This window comes from Mesorhizobium sp. M7A.F.Ca.US.011.01.1.1 (genome assembly GCF_003998295.1).
Lineage (GTDB): Bacteria > Pseudomonadota > Alphaproteobacteria > Rhizobiales > Rhizobiaceae > Mesorhizobium.
This window is the reverse complement of the sequence record NZ_RZRT01000006.1, coordinates 168,872-188,314: the sequence shown is the minus strand read 5'-3', so window position 1 is coordinate 188,314 and position 19,443 is coordinate 168,872. Positions and strand designations below refer to the sequence as shown.

Sequence of the window (19,443 nt, the reverse complement as noted above, 5' to 3'; positions counted from 1 at the left end):
CGATCCGCCAAACGTGCCGGACACCGAGTCTCGACCCGGCGTCCGGCCAATAATTTATTTCTTCAGAAGGTCCTGCATGCCCGCCTTGGTGTGGGCGAGCGCATCCTCGAGGCTCTGCTGGCCGGACCAGTAGCCAGTGAACTCCTTTGCCTGCAGCTCATAGACCGGAAGCGCACTCGCGGACGTCGCTCCGGTCATGACATAGCCGTACTTGCTGGCGAATTCGCCGAGCTTGACGAGGTCGGGACGTTCCTTCGCAACCTTGGCCACGACATCGGGAGACAATGCCGGCGAACCGCCGCTGCGCGCATAGAGCAAGGCCGCATCCTGGGTGGCGAGCCACTTCAGGAACTTGACGGCGCCTTCCTTGTTCTTGGCGTTCTTGTTAAGGCCCAAACCAAGGCCGTGGATATGATCGGCGCGTCCGTCGGGACCTGCCGGTGGCGCGACGATCCCGGTCACCTCGGCGACGGCCGGGGATTTTTCGGTGCTGGTCAGATCCGCCGCCGCGGCATTCCACTGCAGCGCCGTCGCGGCCTGGCCGGATGCGAAGGCCGCGTTGGTTTCCGCATATTCGTAGCTCAGCGAATCCTTGGGCGAAGACCCGGCATCATAGAGTTTCTTGTAGAGCTCGAGGGCGGTCTTGTAGGCATCGGAATCCACCGTGACATTGCCGTTCTTGTCCATCCAGTCGCCGCCGTAGGAGCGCGGCAGCGACTGGAAGACCATCATGTTGAACAGCAGGTTCTTCATCTGCAGGACCGTGCCGTAGCGCACCGGGCTGTCCGGGTTCACCTGCTTGGTGAAGTAGAGGGCGGTGGCTGCCCAGTCGTCCCAGGTCCAGTTGTCCGGATCCTTGGGCTGGAGCGGCTTGCCGAGATATTTCTGGGCGATTTCACCATAGGTCTTCTTGGCGGCGTCATCCTTCATCAGGGCGTCGATGAGATCCTTGCGGTAGTACATGAAGTGCAGCGAAAGGTCGGTCGGCACGCCGTATTGCTTGCCGTCGAACTGCATCGTCTTGAGAACGGATTCGCCGAAAACCTTGGCCGCGTCCGCGCCAAGATCGACCGGCTCCATATAAGGCGCGTAGCGACCGAGCGAGTAGGTGGCGACGAGGTTCACGTCGAAGGCACTGGATCCGGCCGCCATGTCGGCCTGCAGCTTGTCGTAAAAGCCTTCGCGGTTGAAGAACAGCAGCTCCACCTTGTCGGCATCGCCTGCCTGCTTGTTATAGGTTTCCACGGTTGCCCGCAGCGCGGTTTCCTCGGAGCCGCCGGGCCAGCCGAGCACGGTCACGGTTGCGTTGGCAAAGGTCGGCAAAGCCGTCCCCGCAAGGAGGGTGGCCATAAGCGCAAAAGACGTCCTGCTCAATTTCATGATCGTTCCCTTCTTTTTTGATGATTTTTGCATGGCATGGCCGGGGGCGCGTTACCTTGCCCGTTCGGCAAGATCGGCAACACCGATGACGCCGGCGTGGCCTCCGAGCTTCGCCGCCACGAGATCGGGGGAAAGGCGCGGCGGGACCTCGCTCAGATGCGCGCGCACCCGGTCGAGATACCCCTCTGCAAGACCGATGCTGCCGCCGATGACGATCAATTTCGGATCAAACATCATCTGAATGTCCCGGCACAGCGCCGCGACCCGCGAGGCGCTTCGCGAGACGATGGCGCCGGCCCAGGCCTCGCCCTTCAGCGCGCGTCCGAACACATCGGCGGCGTCAGCCTTGGAACCGGCCTTGAGGGCCTCCGAAGCGATCCAGCGGCCGGAGGTGCTGTCTTCGAGCGGAGCCCGGTCTTCAGACAGACCACGGATCAGACCGAAGTGACCGGCTAGACCGGACAGCAATCGGCCGTTGCAAACGATGCCGCCGCCAATTCCAGTCGAGATGGTCAGAAAGACGATGTCGCGACCTTGCCCGGCGCCGAATTTATATTCGCCCCAGGCGGCTGCCTGGGCATCGTTGAACGCACAGACCGGCTTGCCGAAAACAGCGGATGCCCTTTCGACCAGCGGGTAGTCATCGGGAATGCCAAGCGTCGCCGGATTCAACGCCGACCAGCGTCGATCCTCTACCAGTCCGGTCACCGCGATACCGATGCGACTGAAGCGGCCGGACCAGGCCGACGTGTTTTGCGCCAGGGATGCAAGCCAGGCGTCGGGTCCAGCCTCTCGCGCGGTCGGCACGATCATGCCCTCGATCACCTTGCCGCCGCTGACCAGCGCGGCCATGGTCTTGGTTCCCCCGATGTCGATGCCCAGAACGGTTGAGCCCCGGACACTTGTGCCAAGGGCGGTTTGCGCGCCCCTCGCCGCATAGGCGTCGGAAAGCGCCTGATGGAACCATGAGGTGACGTGCTCGGTACGGGTGATCGCCGAGCCGACAACCACGGCACAGGCGCCGGCGCGCGCGGCGGCAGCCGCCTGCTCAGGCGACCGGATACGGCCTTCGGCGATGACGTAGGGGGTCAGGGTTCGGATTTGAGCGACGAGGGCGATGTCCGGATCCTCCGGCTCCGGCCCGCCGACATAGCCGGAAAGCGTCGTGCCCACGAAATCGACACCCGCGGCAAGGGCCCGGCGCGCATCGTCAAGGCAGGAGCAATCGGCCATGGTCAGCTTGTTCCTGGCCTTGACGGCTTTCACAAGCGCTTCGACAGGAACGGGACGGACACGGTCCGTCGCATCGAAAGCGATGATATCGGCGCCCGCCTCTGCTAGGGCCTCGACATCGGCCAGATAGGGTGTGATGCGCACCGGGCTGTCGGTGAGACCGCGCTTGACGATACCGATGATCGGCACGCGCACGGCCAGGCGTGCGGCCGCGACATAGGGCACGGATTCGATGCGCAGGGCCTTGGCTCCGGCTTCAACAGCGGCCTTGGCAAAGCCTGTCACGAATTGCGCACTATCCATCGGGCCGCCGGGAACCGGCTGGCAGGACACGATGAGACTGTTGGCGATGTCTTCCCGCTGCACGTCGGCACTCCCCTGTCGCCATCACGATAGATGGAAAATACCAGATTACAACCAGTTCATAACTGGTATTACCTTTGCAGCTCGAAGACGAAATCGTAGACGTCGCCCTTGTATCGTGTCTCGCAGTATTCGACGATTTGTCCGTCGGCGAGAAAGCAGCGGCGCTCGGTCATCAGCAGCGGTGCGCCCGGCTCGCAATGAAGATGTTTCGCATCCTCCAACGACGCGCCGCGCGAGCGCATGCGCTGGACTGCCCTCTGAGGCAGGAAGCCGCGTGCATCAAGCGCTTCATAAAGGGAATCCTGAACCATCTCGGGCGAAGGAAGGAAGCGAACCGGCACGGCCGAGACCTCGACGGCGATCGGCGCGCCATCGGCCGTCCGCACACGACGCATGCGAACTACATTGGTATTGCCTGCAATACCCAAGGCCATCATTTCGGCTGGGGATGGGCGGCTTATCTGCTTGGAAAGCCATAGACATCCAGGCTTCAGGCCGCGCGCCAGAATGTCCTCCGAAAAGCTCGTCAGCGTCGAAAGCGATTTCTCGACCCGCGACCCGATCTCGGTTTTGGAACCATGCCGGCGATTGAGTTGCCCTTCCTCTTCGAGCAACGCCAGGGCCTTTCTTACGGTGACACGTGAGATCGACAGAGCTTCCGCCAGAATCCGCTCGCCTGGCAGAACCGCGCCGGCCTTCAATGCATTGGAACGGATCGCCGCCTCGATCGCCGATTTCAACCGCCGGTAAAGGGGCACATCGGACGCTGTCGCATCCATTTCCCGACTGACAAGCCCGATCAGGTTCACGGTTGTCATTGCCTTTCCTCCCGCGCGAGAAGCACCCAGGATCAAAACATTCCCGACTGGACCTATACTGGTATTATCAAACCGGTGCAAACGGCCCGTGAACGGTGCTTCGTCCGCGCCCTCAGCGCAGTAAGATCCCTCAGCGAACCCGCGGTGAGAGCTTCATGGAGATGCGATCACAGGCAGCACGCAGGACCTCCAGAGTATAGGCATGGCGGCTTTCACGCGTATGGCGATTGATATAGGCGACGATGATGGAGGCGACGGCGCTGCCGTCCGGCCCGATGACCGGACAGCAGATATCGGTGATGCCGACGAAGTCACGGCTCTCGCGCATCCAGTAGCCGTCCGCGCGGATGGTACGAAGCTGCTTTTCCAGCGCGTCACGATCCAGCGGCGCCGGCGAATGCGCCGCACATTCATCGATCATCCGCGCTGCGACCTTTGGCGGCTGGAAGGCAAGTATCACATGGCCGGAGGTCGCGTCGGTGGCCAGGCGGCCGTAGCCGAGGCGCAGCGTGAACGCCATGTCCTCGCCGCCGGGAGCGGCCGCGGTCACGACGGTCAAGCCATGATTGAAGACGACCAGGTGCGGCGACTGATTTGAGTCCCCGGCAATCTGCGTCAGCTCGGGCATGGCGGCGGACATGAGATCCTGAGCGCTCGGCGTGTGCAGCCCCAGCTTGAAAAGCTTGTCGGTCAACGAATAGGCGTCGGTCTCGGCGTTGCGCTCGATATATTGTCGCTCCTGCAGCGCGATCAGCATCCGGAAAATCTCATTCTTCGAACGGCCGAGGCCTTCCGCGATCTCCTTCATCGTCAAGGGCGCCCGCGCCTCCGCCAGCAGCTCCAGGACATCCAAGCCCTTGGTCAGCGCCGGGGCCGAATAGGTCGGTTTGCCACTCTCTTTTGCGTCATCTGCCATTCGAAGAATCCCCGGTGGTCCCGCACGATAGAGACAAGAAATCGGAATTGCCATTGGTTTTATATCCAAACTTGACACCATATATAAAACTGACATGATGACGGGGACAATGAATTTCGAGGCCGACCCGATGACCGTCCAGAGACCTGCAAACACTGTCCGCGCGACCATCATTCCCCGGAACAACAGTGTTTACACGTCCGTCGATTTCGATCGCGAGGGCAAGCAGATCGGCTTCTTCCATGTGCCCCAATCGCCGCATGACGATGCCTGGGGCACGGTCCGCGTGCCGCTCGCCGTCATCAAGAACGGCGACGGTCCGACGGTCCTGATCGAGGGTGGCAACCACGGCGACGAATATGAGGGGCCGATCGCGCTCGGCGAGCTCCTGCGCGAGATCGATCCGAGGGATATTGCCGGTCGCATCATCGCGATCCCTGCCATCAACATTCGGGCCGTCGAGGCCGGCACCCGCACCTCCCCGGTCGACGGGTTGAATTTCAACCGCAGTTTTCCGGGCGATTTCAACGGCACGCTGACAAGCCAGATCGCGGCTTACGTGCATGACATCCTGTTTCCGATGGCCGACTACTTCCTGGATCTCCACTCCGGCGGTTCGTCCCTGATGATCCTGCCGAGCGCGATCATCGAGCCCTCCCCCACCGCGCTGGGGCATCGCAAGAACATCAGGGCGACGCTCGCCTTCGGGGCGCCGACCGTTGTCATGGTCGACAATCTCGGTGAAACCCGGACTTCGACCGCGTCCGCCAACCACCAGGGGCTGATCGTTATCGGCAGTGAGATGGCCGGCGGCGGCCTTGTCAGTCCGGATGCGCTGGCCATCTGCCGCAGGGGCATCCGCAATGTGCTGAAACATGCAGGCGTCCTGAAAGGCGCGCCTGACATCGCCCCTGGCGCCAACGCGCGCGTGCTCAAGGTGCCCGGAAGCGAAGGCTATCTGCTTTCCGAGGAGGACGGTGTCTTCGAACCTTTGAGCCCGCTCGGCAGTGCCGTCAGCAAGGGCGACCTTGCCGGACGCATTCACTTCCTCCACACGCCGTCCCGCGCGCCCATCGATCTCCTTCACCCCATCGACGGCATCGTTTTCGCCAAGCGTCAGCCCGGCCGCGTGCGTCCGGGGAATTGCTGCTTCGTGCTTGCCAACGAATATCCAGAGGCACTGACCGATGAGCCATGAGGACATCATTGCGGCTGCCCGGCGCATTGCCCCCTTCATACGGCGCACCCCGGTCGTCAAGCTCGACCATGCCACGGGCGCAAACCTTCAAAATGATGTCTATCTGAAACTCGAATGCCTCCAGGTGAGCGGCTCCTTCAAGATCCGGGGTGCCACGAACCGGGTGAAAACGCTCGAGCCGAGCCGGATCGAAAACGGACTGGTCGCCGCATCCGGCGGCAATCACGGCCTGGCCACCGCCTATGTGGCTGCCCGAGCCGGCGTTCCCGCCACCATTTACCTGCCGAACAATGCAAGCCCGCTGAAGGCGGAAAAGCTGCGCAAATGGGGGGCTGACGTTCGCTTCGAAGGCAATGTCTGGGATGAAGCGCATGAGGCTGCATCGGCCGAGGCAAAGGCGTGCGGCGCCTTCTACATGCATCCCTTCGCCGATGCCCAGATCGTGTCCGGTCAGGGAACCGTGGCGCTGGAGATGGTCGATCAAATTCCCGATGCCGACATCTACATCGTCGCGATCGGCGGTGGCGGCCTTATCAGTGGCATGTCCGAAGTCCTGAAGCACGTCAAACCTGAAGCCAGGATCATCGGTGTCGAGCCGACCGGTTCACCGACCCTTCACGCCTCCCTGGCTGCCGGCCGTGTCGTTCGCTTGCCCGAGATAACGACAAAGGTGGCGACCATGGCCTGCGGCCGCACGGATGAAAGCATCTACGCGATCGTCGCCAAGCACGTCGACGACATCGTCCTTGTCGAGGATGCGGACATGCAGAAGGCCGCTGAGTTGCTCTGGTTCGAATTCGGCATTGCCGCCGACCTCAGCGGCGCGGCATCGCTGGCCGCGTTGACGAGCGGAGCTTTCAAGCCACCGCGCGGCGCCCGCATCGCGGGGCTTGTCTGCGGCGCCGGTGTCGAAGGCCTGAATGGCTGAGGTTGAACAAGGCTGGTCCACACCGGACGCGGCCCTGACATGGATACGGCACGAGTGCCGCGGAATACCGCCGGAATGCCTGTCGCTGGGACGGTCGTCGTGCGGGACATGAAAAAGAGACGAAGAATCGTCCTGTCGCAACAAGAGGAGAACTGACACATGCGCATTTCCTTGAAAGCATCCATTGCCCTGCTCGCACTCGCCATCGCAACGCCCTCGCTTGCCGCGGAAAAGGTTCTGGGGCTTGCGGCAATCGACCTGCAGAATTCCTTCTTTGTCCGCATGAAGGAAGCGGGCGACGTGGCTGCCGCCGACTATGGGGTGAAATCCACCTGGCAGAGCGCCGAGGGCAGTCTGGAAAAACAGGTCAGCATCATCGAGAATTTCATCAATCAGGGCGTCAGCGCGATCCTGATCGATCCGATCGACAAGAACGCGGTCATTCCGGTCATCCAGAAAGCCACCGCCGCCGGCATTCCGGTGATCACCATGGGCAACAAGGTCGAGGCCGGCTCGAACTACTCGACGCTCTATCCGGACTACGACAACATGTCGATGGTTGCCCGCGCGCTCGGCAAGTCGCTTGGCGGCAAGGGCGAAGTCGCCCTGCTCGTCGGTTCGCGTGGCAACTTCGTGTCCGACACGCGCGAAAAAGGCTTTGTCGAAACCCTGAAAAAGGAGTTTCCGGACATCAAGGTCGTCGGCATCGAGCCGACCGGCTGGGACGCAGCCAAGGCAACCAATGCCGCCCAGACCTGGCTCACCACCTATCCGGATCTGAAGGCCATCGGCTGCATCTCCGACAGCCTTTGCCTGGCCGCCGATTCCGTTGCCAGCTCGATGGGAACCCAGCTGCTCTACGGCGGCTATGACGGCGACGCCGAGATGAAGCCGCTGATCGACGACGGCAAGATGGTGATGGACGTGCTGACCGGCGCCTATCGTGTCGGCTACTGGAACATCGCCGTTGCCGCTCGCCTGGCCAACGGCGAAAAGCTGCCGCAGGATCTCTATATGCCGACCTATTTCGTGACCTCGGATGCGACGGCGGCGAAGCTCAAGGCCGATGGCCTCACCTTCGAATACATCAACACCGACAAGGAGGCGGTGGAAGCCAAGAACTATACCGAGCAACTCGGTCCCAAGGTTCCGGCGACCGCCATGACCCTGGCAAAGTAACAGCCTAAAGGCGGCTCAAGCGCCGGATGACATATCATCCGGCGCCCCCTTTTCCTGACGATCGCCGTCGCCGCTCCGTGGTGACCGCGCATGATGCTCGATAAGAGGACCGACCCATGTTCCAGTCCTGGACCTCTCCATTACTGCGGCGCAACGAACCGGTTCTCATCGCGGTGCTGCTGGTCGCCATCGCCGTCTTCGGCTGGATCGATCCGCGTTTTCTGTCGACCGGCAATCTTGTCAGCATCGCGCAGCAAAGTGCGGTCATCGCCCTCATCTCTTTTGCCATGACGGCCGTGATCATCGCGCGCGGCATCGATATTTCCGTCGGCAGCAACCTCGCCTGTTCCGGCATCGCCGCGGGCCTTGCCTACACGGCAACCGGCTCGGCGAGCTTGAGCCTTCTCGCCGCGATCGGTGGCGGTGCCGCAATCGGTCTGCTCAATGGAGCGCTGATCGGCTTTGCCGGCATCTCCCCATTCATCGCAACGCTCGCCACCATGGCGTTTGCGCGCGGCCTGGCGCTCAGTCTCTCCGGCGCATCCAGCATAGCCGTCGCCGATCCGGTCCTGCTTTTCGCGGGACGCGAGACGATCGGCCTCCTACCTGTCTCCGTCATCATCGCCGCCATCTGCCTGGGCCTCTGGTGGTTCGTGCTCAATCGCACGGTGTACGGGCGCTGGATCTATGCGGTCGGCGGCAATGCGGGAGCAGCGCGGGCCTCTCTGGTTCCCGTCGACCTCGTGCGCATCTCCGTCTACCTGATTGCCGGCGCAACGGCCGGGCTCGGCGCGATACTCACCATCGGCCGCCTTGGTTCGGCACAGCCGCTTGCCGGCACCGGGCTTGAATTTACAGCCATCACAGCCGCCATCATCGGCGGCACGAAACTGTCCGGCGGCCAGGGCTCCACCTGGGGAACGGCGATCGGGGCGCTGCTGCTGGGCGTCATCAACACCGGCCTGTCCTTCCTGCAGGTACCGCAGATACTGATCTATTTCGTGACCGCGAGCCTCATTCTGGTGGCCGTTCTCACCAGCCAGCCGGAGAGTGTCGCCGCCCTGTTCAAAACCAGTGGCCGCAAGTCCACCCCGTCGCACCGCAACACCGCCGCAACACCGGTCGGCAAACACAGCATCGCCTTGCGCGGGCTTGGCAAGTCTTTTCCGGGCGTCAAGGCACTCGACGGTGTCAGCTTTGCCGTCTCGGCCGGCGAGGTGGTAGGACTTGCCGGCGAGAACGGGGCCGGAAAATCGACGCTGGTGAAGTGCATTTCCGGTCTGCATCGCCCGGACGAGGGTGAGATCGTCATCGACGGCAACGCCGTCCAGTTCCACTCCCCCAGCGACGCCAAGGGCATCAGCGTCATCCATCAGCATTTCAGCCTTTCGCCGGACCTGACGGTGGCGGAGAATCTCTTCATCGGCCGCGAACCGCGTACCCGCCTGGGATTTCTCGACCGGGCCCGGATGCGGCGCGATGCGAAATCCATCATGGACGAGCTGTCGCTCGATATCGACATTGGCGCGGAGCTGCGAACGCTTTCCGTCGGGCACCGGCAGATGGTGGAAATTGCCCGTGCCGTTCTGTCCGATGCCTGGTTCTTCATCATGGACGAGCCGACCAGCGCGCTCTCTAACCGCGAGCGCGACCAACTCTACGACCTGATCGACAGGCTGAGAGCTCGCGGCGCCGGCATCCTCTACATCTCCCACAAGATGGAAGAGATCTTCAGCCAGTGCGACCGCGTCGTCGTTCTGCGTGACGGGCGCTTCATCGGCGAGCGCCAGACCCGCCAGACCAGCGAGGCCGAGATCGTGTCGATGATGGTCGGGCGTGATGTCGGCGACATCTTCCCCTATCTCGAAGCGCAAGTCGGCGAAACCGCGATCGAGATCAGCAACATCTCCGATGGCAAGCTCTTGAAGTCTGCGACGCTCAGCGTGTGCAGGGGCGAAATCGTCGCGCTCGCCGGCCTGATGGGCAGCGGCCGCTCCGAAGTGCTCAGGCTGATTGCCGGCCTCGAGACCATGCATGGCGGCACGCTCAGAATTTTCGGCGGGCAGCAGACCGGCGGCGACACCAAGGCCGCCAATCGCGCCGGCATCGTCTACATACCGGAAGATCGGCACCTGGAAGGCTTCGTCGGCACAATGTCGATCAGAGATAACCTGTCCCTCGCCTGGATACGCGACAACAGTCACTTCGGCCTGCTGAGACCTCGCCGCATCCTGGCTCTCGCGCGCGATCTCATCGGCTCACTCGGCGTGCGGCCGGCCCAGCCCGACAAGATGACCATCGAGCTTTCGGGTGGCAATCAGCAGAAGGTCGTCATCGGCAAATGGCTGGCCACCAAGCCGAAAATCATTCTGCTCGACGAGCCAACGCGCGGCGTCGACGTCGGCGCGAAGTCGGAACTCCATCATCTGATCGCAAGATTGAAGGCCGAGGGCGCGGCGATCCTCATGGTGTCGAGCGAGTTGCCCGAGGTTCTCGGCGTTGCCGACCGCATCGTCGTCATGCGCGAAGGCCACTCTGTCGGCACGCTGGCTCGTGGGGCGACGGAAGAAGACGTGATGACGCTGGCTTTCGGTGATCGCACGATCACACCACCAGCCTGCTCACCCCGGCCAGCATCCAACCTTGCACCATGCCTGTGAGGAGAAACCCTTTGAGCAAGTTGAAGATCGCCATCGTCGGTGCCGGCTACATGGGCCTCCTGCATGCGCAGGTGGTTGCCGCTAGCCCTGTCGCGGAACTGTCGGCATTCGTTGATCCGAATCCTGCCTCGGGAAGCAAGGCCGCGTCCGATTTCGGTGCCCGGCATTTCCGCGATGCCGCCACCGCGCTGGCCGCCAATGCCGCCGACGCCTACATAGTGGCGGCACCCGACACGCTGCATGAAGACGTCTGCCGCACGCTGCTCGATGCCGGCAAGCCGGTGCTGCTCGAAAAACCGATGGCTCACGATCTTTCCGCTGCCAAGGCGATTGCTAGAGCGGCCGAGAGAAACGGCGCGCGTCTGTTGGTCGGCCACATCCTGCGGTTCGACCCGCGCTATTGCGAGGCCGCGGCAGCGGTGAAATCCGGGCGGATCGGTGAGCCGATCCACGGCAGCAGCGGCCGTTTCACCAATCGCGAAGTCGGTCTTCGCATGAACGGAAACTCGAGCGTCTGCTTCTACCTCGGCGTGCACGACGTGGATGCGCTGCAATGGATCTCAGGTTCGGACATCATCGCCGTCTACTCCCGGCCCGTCGCCAAGCTCATGCCTTCGCTCGGAGTTCGATCCGAAGACGCGATCTTCTCCACCGTCGAGCTGTCGAACGGAATGAGCGGACAGCTCTACTTCGGCTGGACGCTGCCACCGACCGTTCCGACCGGCATCTGGGCACGCACGGAAATCATCGGCACTGAAGGCATGATCGACCTCGACGTGCGCGACCATGGTCTGCGCATCCTGTCGCGGGGACAGTGGTCGCAACCCGACGCCCTGCACTGGCCGACCGTCAATGGCCGTATCACCGGGGATCTCTTCGAGGAGGTCCACCATTTCATTTCGGCGGTTCGCGACGACACCCCTTTCGTGATGCCGGTCGGCGACGCCCTACGCGCCGTCGCCGTCAATGATGCCATCCTGCGCAGCGTCAAATCAGGCCTGCGCGAACCGGTCGAAGATTGGCACATTCGATGAGAGGATCCTCATGACCCGCCAACAGAACATCTGGTGCAGGCGCTTTCTCGACCTCTCGCCGTTGATCCTGCTGGTCATCCTGCTGGCGATCTTCGCGCTCATCGACGCCCGCATCGTTTCAACCGCCAGCCTCATCAACATCGTCGCCCAGGCGACGCCGATCGCCATCCTGGCGCTTGGGGCTCTGATCGTTCTGCTGACGGCGGGCATCGACCTGTCCGCCGGCGTCGGCGTCGCCTTCTGCGCCGTCTTCATCGCCAGCCTGGTCGACAGCGGCGCCGGCCTGCCGCTTGCCCTACTTGTCGGTTTTGCCGTGATGGTGGTGATCGGCCTCGCGAACGGCGCCGTTATCGCACTGTTGAAAATACCGCCCTTCGTGACGACACTGGCCACAATGGTCGCGCTGCAGGGCGCAACGCTTGCCGTTGCCTCCAAAGGCGTCCTGATGCTGAAGGATCCGACGCTTCGCGCGGTCGGCATTGAGCGCAGCTTTGGCATTCCCAATGTCATCTTCGCAACGCTCCTGATCGTTGCCGTAGCAGCAATCCTGATGCGGCACAGCCGTTTCGGGCTGCGTACCTATGCGCTCGGGTCGGATGCCGGAGCCGCGGAACTTGCCGGCATCCCGGTGACGAAACACACGATCCTCGTCTATTGCGCCTCCAGTATTTTCGTCTTCCTGACGGCTGTGATCATGATCAGCCGGGTGCCTGTCGTGACGCCTAATATCGGCGGTACCTCGCTGCTTCTGGACGCGATCGCCGCTGCCGTGCTTGGCGGCACCAGTATCTTCGGCGGACGGGGAACGGTGTGGGGGGCGGTCGTCGGCGCCCTGATCGTCAGCCTGCTGACGACGGCGCTTCGGGTGTTCGGCACGGATCCTTCCAGCCTCGAACTCTACAAGGGGGCAATCATCATGGTCGCTCTCCTGGCCGATTCCGGCATGACCTACGCCAAGGCCCGGCTTGTCGAGGCAGCACGATGAGCGAGCCAGCTCCGGCCTTGCCGATCCCGCCCAGGTCCAGCTTTGCGCTGATGACCTCGCCGGATACGGAAAGACACGCGACAGCCGGCGTGCATAAACCCGTCGTCATTCTGCCGCTCGGCGCTGTCGAGCAACATGGCCCGCATCTGCCTCTCGGCGTCGATTGCTGGCTTGCGGAAGCAGTCGCTCTCGCCGCGGCGGAAGGACAGGCTTCCATGCGTGTCGCCGAACCTTTCGCCTATGGCTCGTCCGAGCATCATCGCTCCTTCTCCGGCACGATGAGTCTCAGTCCGCGGACCTTCATCGCCGTTCTCGTCGATCTCTGCAGCTGTCTTGCCGAAGACGGCTTCCTGCCGGTCATGCTGAACGGCCATGGCGGAAACCGCGCCGCCATCCAGGTGGCGATCACCACCCTTGGTAAGCGTGGCATCGTCACGGCGGGTTTCTCGTATTTCGATCTCATCGCCGACGTGGCGGCGGAGGCCCTGCCCGATGCCGCTACAGGCACCGGTCACGCTTGTGCGCTTGAAACGTCGATGATGATGCATGTGCTTGGCGACAGCGTTCGCCGCGATCTCATCCCGCCAGGAGGCACCCCGCCATCTTGGCCGGATCCTCACCTTTACGCGGCGCCGGCCGTCACCGTCTGGCGCCGTTTCGAAGCCATCCGCGACAACGGCGTCATCGGCAAGCCATCGCAGGCAAGCGCGGAGGCCGGCAGCAGACTTTTCATCGCAGCCGTGGAGCGCAGCCGCGCCGCCATTTTGAACATCCAATCCGAATTCGGCCAAAGGAAAACATGATGACAGTTCATTTCAAATCTTCTCTCGAAGGCCCCAACCTGCGCGGCATGGCGATCGTCTCGGAGCCGGAAGCAGCCGCCCGCATCGGCATCAATCGCATCGGCGGCGAGTGGATTGCCGGCAGCTCCGGCAAATTCCTGAAAATAGACAGTCCTTCGACGGGCGAACACCTCGGCTATCTCTCACTTTCCACCCGTGCCGATGTCGGCCGCGCGGTGAAAGCCGCCGAAGGCGCACGCGAGGCCATGCGCAAGATGGGAACCTTCGCACGCGCTCAACTGTGCATGCGCATCGCCGACGCGATCGACAGGCGCGCCGAGGAACTCGCGCGCCTGCTCTGCCTGGAACAGGGTAAGCCCTTCCACAGCGAGGCAAAGGCCGAAGCATCAGCGGCAGCTCTCGGTTTCCGCAATGCGGCAGAGCAGATGAAGTGGCTGGAGACGGCGGCGTTTCCGCTTGCCGATGCCAACAAGCGCGCCTTCAGCTTCCTGCAGCCGAAGGGCGTCTTTGCCATCATCACACCCTGGAATTTCCCGCTCGCCCTGCCCTGCCTCTATTATCTCGGACCGGCCGTCGCAACGGGCAACACCGTCGTCTGGGTGCCCGCGCCGACGACGTCGCTGATTGCCACGGCACTTGTCGAATGCTTCATCGAGGCGGGCCTGCCGGACGGCGCCATCAATCTCGTTCTGGGTGACGGTGCGGAGGTGGGCGACGAGGCGGTCGTTCATCCGGGCACCCATGCCATCGGCTTCACCGGCAGTTCCGCCACCGGCGCGACGATCGCCCGGCGTGGCGCGGGCAAGCCGCTTCTGCTCGAAATGGGCGGCAACGGTCCGACCATCGTGCTCGCCGATGCCGATATCGATATGGCTGCCGCCCAGGTGGGGGCCGGCTGCTTTGCCAATGCCGGGCAGATCTGCACGGCCACCGAACGCGTGCTGGTGCATAAATCCGTCCATGACCGTTTCATCGAAGGTCTCATGAAAGCGGCCGCGAAGGTGAAAATGGGCGACCCTTTCGATCCCGCGACGACGATGGGGCCGATCAACAATGCGGTGGCCGTCGACAAGGTGCTCAGCCACATCGCGGACGCCCGCTCACGTGGCGCCGAGATCGTCACCGGCGGCAATGTGGCGGCGGGCTTTGCCACCAATCTCTATTTCGAGCCGTCGATCGTCACAGGACTGACCCGGGAAAGCCTGCTCAATGTCGAGGAATCCTTCGGGCCGATTGCACCCGTGCTGACCTTCGAGACCGACGAGGAGGCGATGGAACTTGCGGCGTCCAGCCCCTACGGCCTGTCGGCCGCGGTCTTCACCAGCACCATCAAGAACGCCTTTGCCTTTGCTGAAAGCCTGAGGGTCGGCATCGTCAACATCAACGAGATGAGTTGCTATTGGGAGCCGCACATCCCTGCCGGCGGCGCCGCCGGGACGCAGAGCGGTCTCGGTCGCACCGGGGGTCGGCACACGCTGATGGAAATGTGCGACTTGAAGACGATTACCGTGGATGTCACTCGCTGACATTCAAGGCCCGCGCCCAGAGCCGGATGATTTCGGGTGGATTCGACCTGAAATCATCCGGCTCCAACTCAAAGAGACAGAGCATGATGTCTGGACAAACGGTACCCGTTTGTCCGAGAAAACCGCTTCACACTTTTCGGCATCATGCTCTTGTGCGCGGGCTCGCGACCATATGCAGTTCGGCAGAGAGCTGTCAGGTGGACCGGCGCAGACTGTCGGCCATTTTCTCGCCGATCATGATCGAGGTGAGATTGGTGTTTGCCTGGCAATCGAGCGGCATGATCGACGCATCGATAACCCGCAGTCCTTCCAAACCGTAGACCCGGCATTCCGGATCGACCACGGCCTCGCCGGGCCTTCCCATGCAACAGCCTCCGATCCCATGCTGCGCATCGGAAGACTGCGCCAGCAGGAAATTGTCGACCTCCTCGTCGCTTGCCGTTTCGAGCCATGACAAAGGCAGATCGGAATCCCCCAGCAGGACGCGCTCGGCGATCGCCTGGATCGGCGCCTGCCGGGCAATCTCGCCAAGGTGGCGATAGGCGATACGCATGCGCTGGAGATCCATTGGATCGTCCAGCATGTTCTCTTCCACGATCGGCTGGTCGAAAGGGTTGGCGGAACGCAGTTGCACGGTGCCGCGGCTCTTGGCCTCCATCAGAATCAGATTGACCATGGCCTCGCCGAACTGGGCGCTGTCGGACTCCACGCCGATACCGCCATGGTTCATGGCGACGTAGAGAATGTCGTCGCGCTCAGCGCCCGGCACGCCCGAACTCATCCGCACACAGCAGTTGGTATGCCGCGCGTCGACATCGGTCGCCTTGAATTCCGGCTTCAGCTTCAGTTCGATGCGGCAATAAGGATGGTCGAAGAAACCTTCGCCGACCGGCAGGTCGGCAAGCACCTCGATGTCCTTTCGATTCAAGAGAGCCGCCGGACCGATGCCCGAGCGCTGCAGGATGACCGGAGAGTGGATGGCGCCGGCCGAGACGATGACCAGCGGCGTCTCGAATTTGCGAACCTGACCGGCCACGATGGCCAAAACGCCGATCGCTTTCTTGCCATCGAAAAGCACCTTATCCACCGTCGCCTGCCCGATGATGGTGAGGTTCGGCCGGTCGCGGGCAGCTTCCAGATAGCCGTCATTGACCGACACGCGCTTGCCGGCTCGACTGTTGATGGGATAGGTGCAAGCCCCTTCGACATCCGGAGCATTGAGATCGTCATGCCAGGGATGGCCGAGAGCCATCGCGCTTTGGCGCATGGCCTTGTCGACGCTTCCCCAGCTTTCGACAGGCGCGCGGTAGATCGGAATCGGGCCGCCGCTGCCGTGAAAATTGGCCGCGATCGGATCATCCTCCAAGCGGCAGAAGAAGGGCAGCACGTCGGCTCCCGACCAGCCCTTGCATCCGATTTCCTCCCAGCGGTCGAATGCATGGAGCACGCCGCGAATGGCAATCTGCCCATTGACGGCCGTCGAACCACCAAGCCCCTTGCCGCGCCAGTAGACCCGATGCTCCTGCCGCTTCGTGCGGCGAGCCATCAGGTCGGGATACATGTATTGCTGCTGAAAATGATCGGGAAGCAGCAGGTTGAAGGGATTTGGGCTCGCCATCTCGGCAGGTTGCTCGCCGCTCCGGTAGTCCGGCCCCGCTTCCAGCAAAAGCACGTTCGTGGCTGCATCCTCGGTTAGCCGGGCAGCAAGAACAGCCCCGGCTGCGCCGGCTCCGACAACGATGACATCGAACGGCATGCCGTACTCCCCGGATCCGACCAATGCACGGCTGGCTCTACCGCGACATCATGTTGATTTTGTGCACGATCATCTGCTGGCATTCAGGCTCAGCGATGTACGCCGGAACCAACCACCTTAGCCGCGTTGCACGACTGCAAGATCATCATGATTTGTTTTATATGTAAATATGATTTCGTATATGAACCCATCGGAAGGGTTTCTTTTCACCATCTGCTCCATATCGCGCGACGAACCCCGGTGCTCTCCGTCCCCTGCCGGCGGTTCTCACACCGTCATCATCCATCGCCTTTTGACAGCGATCGGCTTTCGACAAAAGCGGTGTTTCGCGTGCTGCCCTTCCGAGTCGCGCTCAGGGAACAACTGCTTCCATGGAAAGTTAGTCCATGGCTACACCGCCGGTGAGCTTTCACGACAATCCAAGGGAGACAAATCATGGCGACTGCAAAAAAAACGACGACAAAAGGACTGGAGGCTTTGTTCCTCGATGGGCTGAAGGACATCTACTACGCTGAAAAGAAGATACTCAAAGCCTTGCCGAAGATGGCAAAGGGCGCCGAATCCGAGGAGGTGGCCGCAGCCTTTGAGAAACACCGCATGGAAACCGAAGGCCAGGTCGATCGACTCGAGCAAGTGTTCGAACTTATGGACAAACCGGCCCGCGGCAAGACCTGTCCGGCGATCGACGGCATTCTTGAGGAAGGATCGGAAATCCTCGACGAATACAAGGGTGACCCAGCGCTGGATGCAGGGCTGGTCGGCGCAGCACAGGCCGTCGAACATTATGAAATCGCGCGCTATGGCACGTTGGTCGCGTGGGCTGAACAGCTTGGCAAGAGCGACGTGGTCAAACTCCTCAACGAGACATTGAAAGAGGAGGTCGCGACGGACGAAGCGCTTTCCGGGCTGGGCGAAGGCGGTGTCAATGAGCGCGCCCTGCAGCAAGCTGCCTGACTGGGTGTCCTTACCGGGCCTCGCCCCTGCGCCAAGCCGCCGGGGCGACTTTCGCGACTTGCCGCGGCGTCGTCGATACCCCTTCAGATGCAATCAGACCCACCCCGACACTTAGGGGTGGGTCTGCTTAAATCACCCGCGATCAGCGGTTTTTGTGGCCTTGTTCGCCAGCTTTCACGTGCTGTTCGTGGGTTCCACCACGCATGCCGGATCCATCGCCCTGCTGCCGTTGACCACCACCAGCGGCCTGCTGTTGCTGACGGTTTTTATTGTCGGCGTTCTTGTGGCTCTGCTGGCCTGCCTTCACATGCTGTTCGTGACTACCACCTTGATTGGGCATTCTTCTTCTCCTTCAAAATCCACGAGGCGACAACCGCCTCGATTGCCTAAGAAGAGTCAGGCGCGAACGTTCCCTTACGTAACATTTTGTGAAGACCACAAAGCCTGCGGCGTTCGAAGGCGCCTGAGATGGATGTCGGATTTATTTCTTGGCGTTGGCAACGAGTTCATCTTGGCCGTGACCGACGTTGCCGGCGGACCTCATGCCTGTGCCACCCAGGAGGAAAATGCATGTCATTCCGATCCGAGAGATTTACAACCGCTTTGACCTATAGCGAGGATGAAAGAGCGCGGGCCGCCGCAGCGCTCTATCAATACAACATCGCACAGACCGGGATCGACGACCGAGCTGTTATCGGAGCGGAGCTTTGCGACCAGTCTGGAAAGATCTGGGGCGGGCTTTGGGGCAGAACGGAACTCGGTCTCCTGTTTCTCGACATGTTCTTCCTGCCTGAGCCATTGCGTGGCCAATCCTTTGGCTCACAACTTCTCACGATGATCGAGGAAGAAGCCATCCGGCGGGGCTGCAAGAAGGCCGTCGTGGAGACGAGCAGTTTCCAGGCGCCGCTATTCTACATGCGCCATGGTTTCGAGGAATTTGGCAAAGTCGAATTCGGGATCCCTGGACATGCCCGCATCTTCCTTCGGAAAGATCTGCTGTGAAATTGATCGCGAACCTGCCGTCATGGCCTCAATCGCGAGGCAGCGACGGGTCGGTTCATTTTCCCGCAGCGAGCAGTGACTGTTCATATGATCTGCCAAGGCTGGTCCAACGCCAATTTGGCGACGCCATGCTCCACAGCCAAATTCTTGAGCGCCACAGCCTCGTGTGAACCGACTCAGGCCGTGGGTGTTGCTGCTTGGAACAAATCGGCGGCGGCAGAAGTTTGGCGTGCGCTACGAGGGACCACATGGCGAGCAAATCGACCATGGTAGGCCGCTCCGGCGCACGCAAGCTTTGCTCTCGCCGCGCTCACAAGTGCAAGTCTGCCAGGGCGTGGTTGAAAGGGAGAAATCATGGCCAAGGTTTCAAGTCCGACCCCTGCCGCGGCCAGAGGCGAAGTTCAGGCAGGAGCGACGCAGGACAAGACGCCGGGGTTCGATCCCGCCATTGCCCCGCTTGAGACAGACGCAGAGGCCGCGGACACGCAAAATCCGGTCGCTGAGACAAGTCCGCCGCGCAAACGTCCAGAATTCGAAAACGATGCCAGCTTTGCCAATGCCATGCGTCCGGTCGAAGGCGAGCCGGAACTGCGGCCCGGCGGCAACTGGCCGGTGTTGGTGATTGCAGCTGTCGTTTTGATAGCAGCCGTGGTTTTCCTGGCAGCGAGCATGCTGCGCTGAGAACGATCCCGACGAAGCAGCACC

At 62.0% G+C, this 19,443-nt stretch carries 17 protein-coding genes; 11 read left to right on the top strand and 6 right to left on the bottom strand.

Going from position 1 to position 19,443, the window contains the following annotated elements; all coding sequences use genetic code 11:
- Positions 1–54: 54 nt before the first annotated feature.
- The 4 genes from EOA13_RS10875 to EOA13_RS10860 form a co-directional block, all read right to left on the bottom strand.
- On the bottom strand, positions 55–1,350 hold the full coding sequence (locus tag EOA13_RS10875) for a sugar ABC transporter substrate-binding protein (RefSeq protein WP_245490348.1): 1,296 nt from the start codon (positions 1,348–1,350) through the stop codon (positions 55–57).
- Between the two features lie 81 nt (positions 1,351–1,431).
- Positions 1,432–2,979 carry a putative N-acetylmannosamine-6-phosphate 2-epimerase gene (locus EOA13_RS10870; protein WP_127292302.1) on the bottom strand — a complete coding sequence of 516 codons (1,548 nt, stop codon included), beginning with the start codon at positions 2,977–2,979 and terminating at the stop codon, positions 1,432–1,434.
- A 68-nt stretch (positions 2,980–3,047) separates the two neighbouring features.
- The gene (locus EOA13_RS10865; protein WP_127292389.1) at positions 3,048–3,797 is read right to left on the bottom strand and encodes a GntR family transcriptional regulator; all 750 of its coding nucleotides are present in this window, start codon (positions 3,795–3,797) and stop codon (positions 3,048–3,050) included.
- A gap of 130 nt (positions 3,798–3,927) precedes the next feature.
- Entirely contained in the window at positions 3,928–4,869 is a 942-nt protein-coding gene (locus tag EOA13_RS10860; RefSeq protein WP_164780046.1) for an IclR family transcriptional regulator, read from the bottom strand.
- On the opposite strand from EOA13_RS10860, the gene EOA13_RS10855 reads away from it, so the two are divergent.
- The 8 genes from EOA13_RS10855 (at position 4,844) to EOA13_RS10820 (ending at position 15,026) form a co-directional block, all read left to right on the top strand.
- Entirely contained in the window at positions 4,844–5,911 is a 1,068-nt protein-coding gene (locus EOA13_RS10855; protein WP_127292300.1) for a succinylglutamate desuccinylase/aspartoacylase family protein, read from the top strand. The two genes, EOA13_RS10860 and EOA13_RS10855, sit on opposite strands and share 26 nt — an antisense overlap.
- Positions 5,901–6,839: a threonine/serine dehydratase gene (locus EOA13_RS10850; protein ID WP_127292297.1), complete on the top strand. Its 939-nt coding sequence runs from the start codon at positions 5,901–5,903 to the stop codon at positions 6,837–6,839. Before EOA13_RS10855 ends, EOA13_RS10850 begins: the two co-directional genes overlap by 11 nt.
- Before the next feature lie 159 nt (positions 6,840–6,998).
- Positions 6,999–8,018 carry a sugar ABC transporter substrate-binding protein gene (locus EOA13_RS10845; RefSeq protein WP_013530435.1) on the top strand — a complete coding sequence of 340 codons (1,020 nt, stop codon included), beginning with the start codon at positions 6,999–7,001 and terminating at the stop codon, positions 8,016–8,018.
- A gap of 116 nt (positions 8,019–8,134) precedes the next feature.
- Positions 8,135–10,678 (top strand): ATP-binding cassette domain-containing protein, encoded by a 2,544-nt coding sequence (locus tag EOA13_RS10840; RefSeq protein ID WP_127292295.1) that lies wholly within the window; start codon positions 8,135–8,137, stop codon positions 10,676–10,678.
- A gap of 11 nt (positions 10,679–10,689) precedes the next feature.
- Positions 10,690–11,712: a Gfo/Idh/MocA family oxidoreductase gene (locus tag EOA13_RS10835; protein ID WP_127292292.1), complete on the top strand. Its 1,023-nt coding sequence runs from the start codon at positions 10,690–10,692 to the stop codon at positions 11,710–11,712.
- 10 nt (positions 11,713–11,722) lie between these two features.
- On the top strand, positions 11,723–12,697 hold the full coding sequence (locus EOA13_RS10830; RefSeq protein WP_127292290.1) for an ABC transporter permease: 975 nt from the start codon (positions 11,723–11,725) through the stop codon (positions 12,695–12,697).
- Complete coding sequence (locus EOA13_RS10825; RefSeq protein WP_127292287.1) at positions 12,694–13,500, top strand: creatininase family protein; 807 nt, start codon at positions 12,694–12,696, stop codon at positions 13,498–13,500. The genes EOA13_RS10830 and EOA13_RS10825 overlap by 4 nt, the downstream gene beginning before the upstream one ends.
- Positions 13,500–15,026: an aldehyde dehydrogenase family protein gene (locus EOA13_RS10820; protein ID WP_127292284.1), complete on the top strand. Its 1,527-nt coding sequence runs from the start codon at positions 13,500–13,502 to the stop codon at positions 15,024–15,026. The genes EOA13_RS10825 and EOA13_RS10820 overlap by 1 nt, the downstream gene beginning before the upstream one ends.
- Before the next feature lie 193 nt (positions 15,027–15,219).
- Here the strand turns inward: EOA13_RS10820 and EOA13_RS10815 are convergent, their stop codons facing one another.
- Positions 15,220–16,782 carry a GMC family oxidoreductase N-terminal domain-containing protein gene (locus EOA13_RS10815; RefSeq protein ID WP_127292281.1) on the bottom strand — a complete coding sequence of 521 codons (1,563 nt, stop codon included), beginning with the start codon at positions 16,780–16,782 and terminating at the stop codon, positions 15,220–15,222.
- A 435-nt stretch (positions 16,783–17,217) separates the two neighbouring features.
- On the opposite strand from EOA13_RS10815, the gene EOA13_RS10810 reads away from it, so the two are divergent.
- Complete coding sequence (locus tag EOA13_RS10810) at positions 17,218–17,736, top strand: ferritin-like domain-containing protein (protein WP_127292277.1); 519 nt, start codon at positions 17,218–17,220, stop codon at positions 17,734–17,736.
- Between the two features lie 142 nt (positions 17,737–17,878).
- Here the strand turns inward: EOA13_RS10810 and EOA13_RS10805 are convergent, their stop codons facing one another.
- The gene (locus EOA13_RS10805) at positions 17,879–18,076 is read right to left on the bottom strand and encodes a hypothetical protein (RefSeq protein ID WP_127292274.1); all 198 of its coding nucleotides are present in this window, start codon (positions 18,074–18,076) and stop codon (positions 17,879–17,881) included.
- 263 nt (positions 18,077–18,339) lie between these two features.
- On the opposite strand from EOA13_RS10805, the gene EOA13_RS10800 reads away from it, so the two are divergent.
- Positions 18,340–18,738 carry a GNAT family N-acetyltransferase gene (locus EOA13_RS10800; RefSeq protein WP_245490347.1) on the top strand — a complete coding sequence of 133 codons (399 nt, stop codon included), beginning with the start codon at positions 18,340–18,342 and terminating at the stop codon, positions 18,736–18,738.
- Positions 18,739–19,092: 354 nt separating this feature from the next.
- Positions 19,093–19,419: a hypothetical protein gene (locus EOA13_RS10795; protein ID WP_127292271.1), complete on the top strand. Its 327-nt coding sequence runs from the start codon at positions 19,093–19,095 to the stop codon at positions 19,417–19,419.
- Positions 19,420–19,443: the final 24 nt, after the last annotated feature.

What these genes read in the sequence shown, in the direction of transcription:
- EOA13_RS10865 (WP_127292389.1), bottom strand. Translation starts at nt 3,797, where the DNA reads ATGACAACCGTGAACCTGATCGGGCTTGTCAGTCGGGAAATGGATGCG.
- EOA13_RS10815 (WP_127292281.1), bottom strand. Translation starts at nt 16,782, where the DNA reads ATGCCGTTCGATGTCATCGTTGTCGGAGCCGGCGCAGCCGGGGCTGTT.
- EOA13_RS10845 (WP_013530435.1), top strand. Translation starts at nt 6,999, where the DNA reads ATGCGCATTTCCTTGAAAGCATCCATTGCCCTGCTCGCACTCGCCATC.
- EOA13_RS10820 (WP_127292284.1), top strand. Translation starts at nt 13,500, where the DNA reads ATGACAGTTCATTTCAAATCTTCTCTCGAAGGCCCCAACCTGCGCGGC.
- EOA13_RS10830 (WP_127292290.1), top strand. Translation starts at nt 11,723, where the DNA reads ATGACCCGCCAACAGAACATCTGGTGCAGGCGCTTTCTCGACCTCTCG.
- EOA13_RS10840 (WP_127292295.1), top strand. Translation starts at nt 8,135, where the DNA reads ATGTTCCAGTCCTGGACCTCTCCATTACTGCGGCGCAACGAACCGGTT.
- EOA13_RS10810 (WP_127292277.1), top strand. Translation starts at nt 17,218, where the DNA reads ATGGCGACTGCAAAAAAAACGACGACAAAAGGACTGGAGGCTTTGTTC.
- EOA13_RS10850 (WP_127292297.1), top strand. Translation starts at nt 5,901, where the DNA reads ATGAGCCATGAGGACATCATTGCGGCTGCCCGGCGCATTGCCCCCTTC.
- EOA13_RS10855 (WP_127292300.1), top strand. Translation starts at nt 4,844, where the DNA reads ATGACCGTCCAGAGACCTGCAAACACTGTCCGCGCGACCATCATTCCC.
- EOA13_RS10805 (WP_127292274.1), bottom strand. Translation starts at nt 18,076, where the DNA reads ATGCCCAATCAAGGTGGTAGTCACGAACAGCATGTGAAGGCAGGCCAG.
- EOA13_RS10795 (WP_127292271.1), top strand. Translation starts at nt 19,093, where the DNA reads ATGGCCAAGGTTTCAAGTCCGACCCCTGCCGCGGCCAGAGGCGAAGTT.
- EOA13_RS10875 (WP_245490348.1), bottom strand. Translation starts at nt 1,350, where the DNA reads ATGGCCACCCTCCTTGCGGGGACGGCTTTGCCGACCTTTGCCAACGCA.
- EOA13_RS10825 (WP_127292287.1), top strand. Translation starts at nt 12,694, where the DNA reads ATGAGCGAGCCAGCTCCGGCCTTGCCGATCCCGCCCAGGTCCAGCTTT.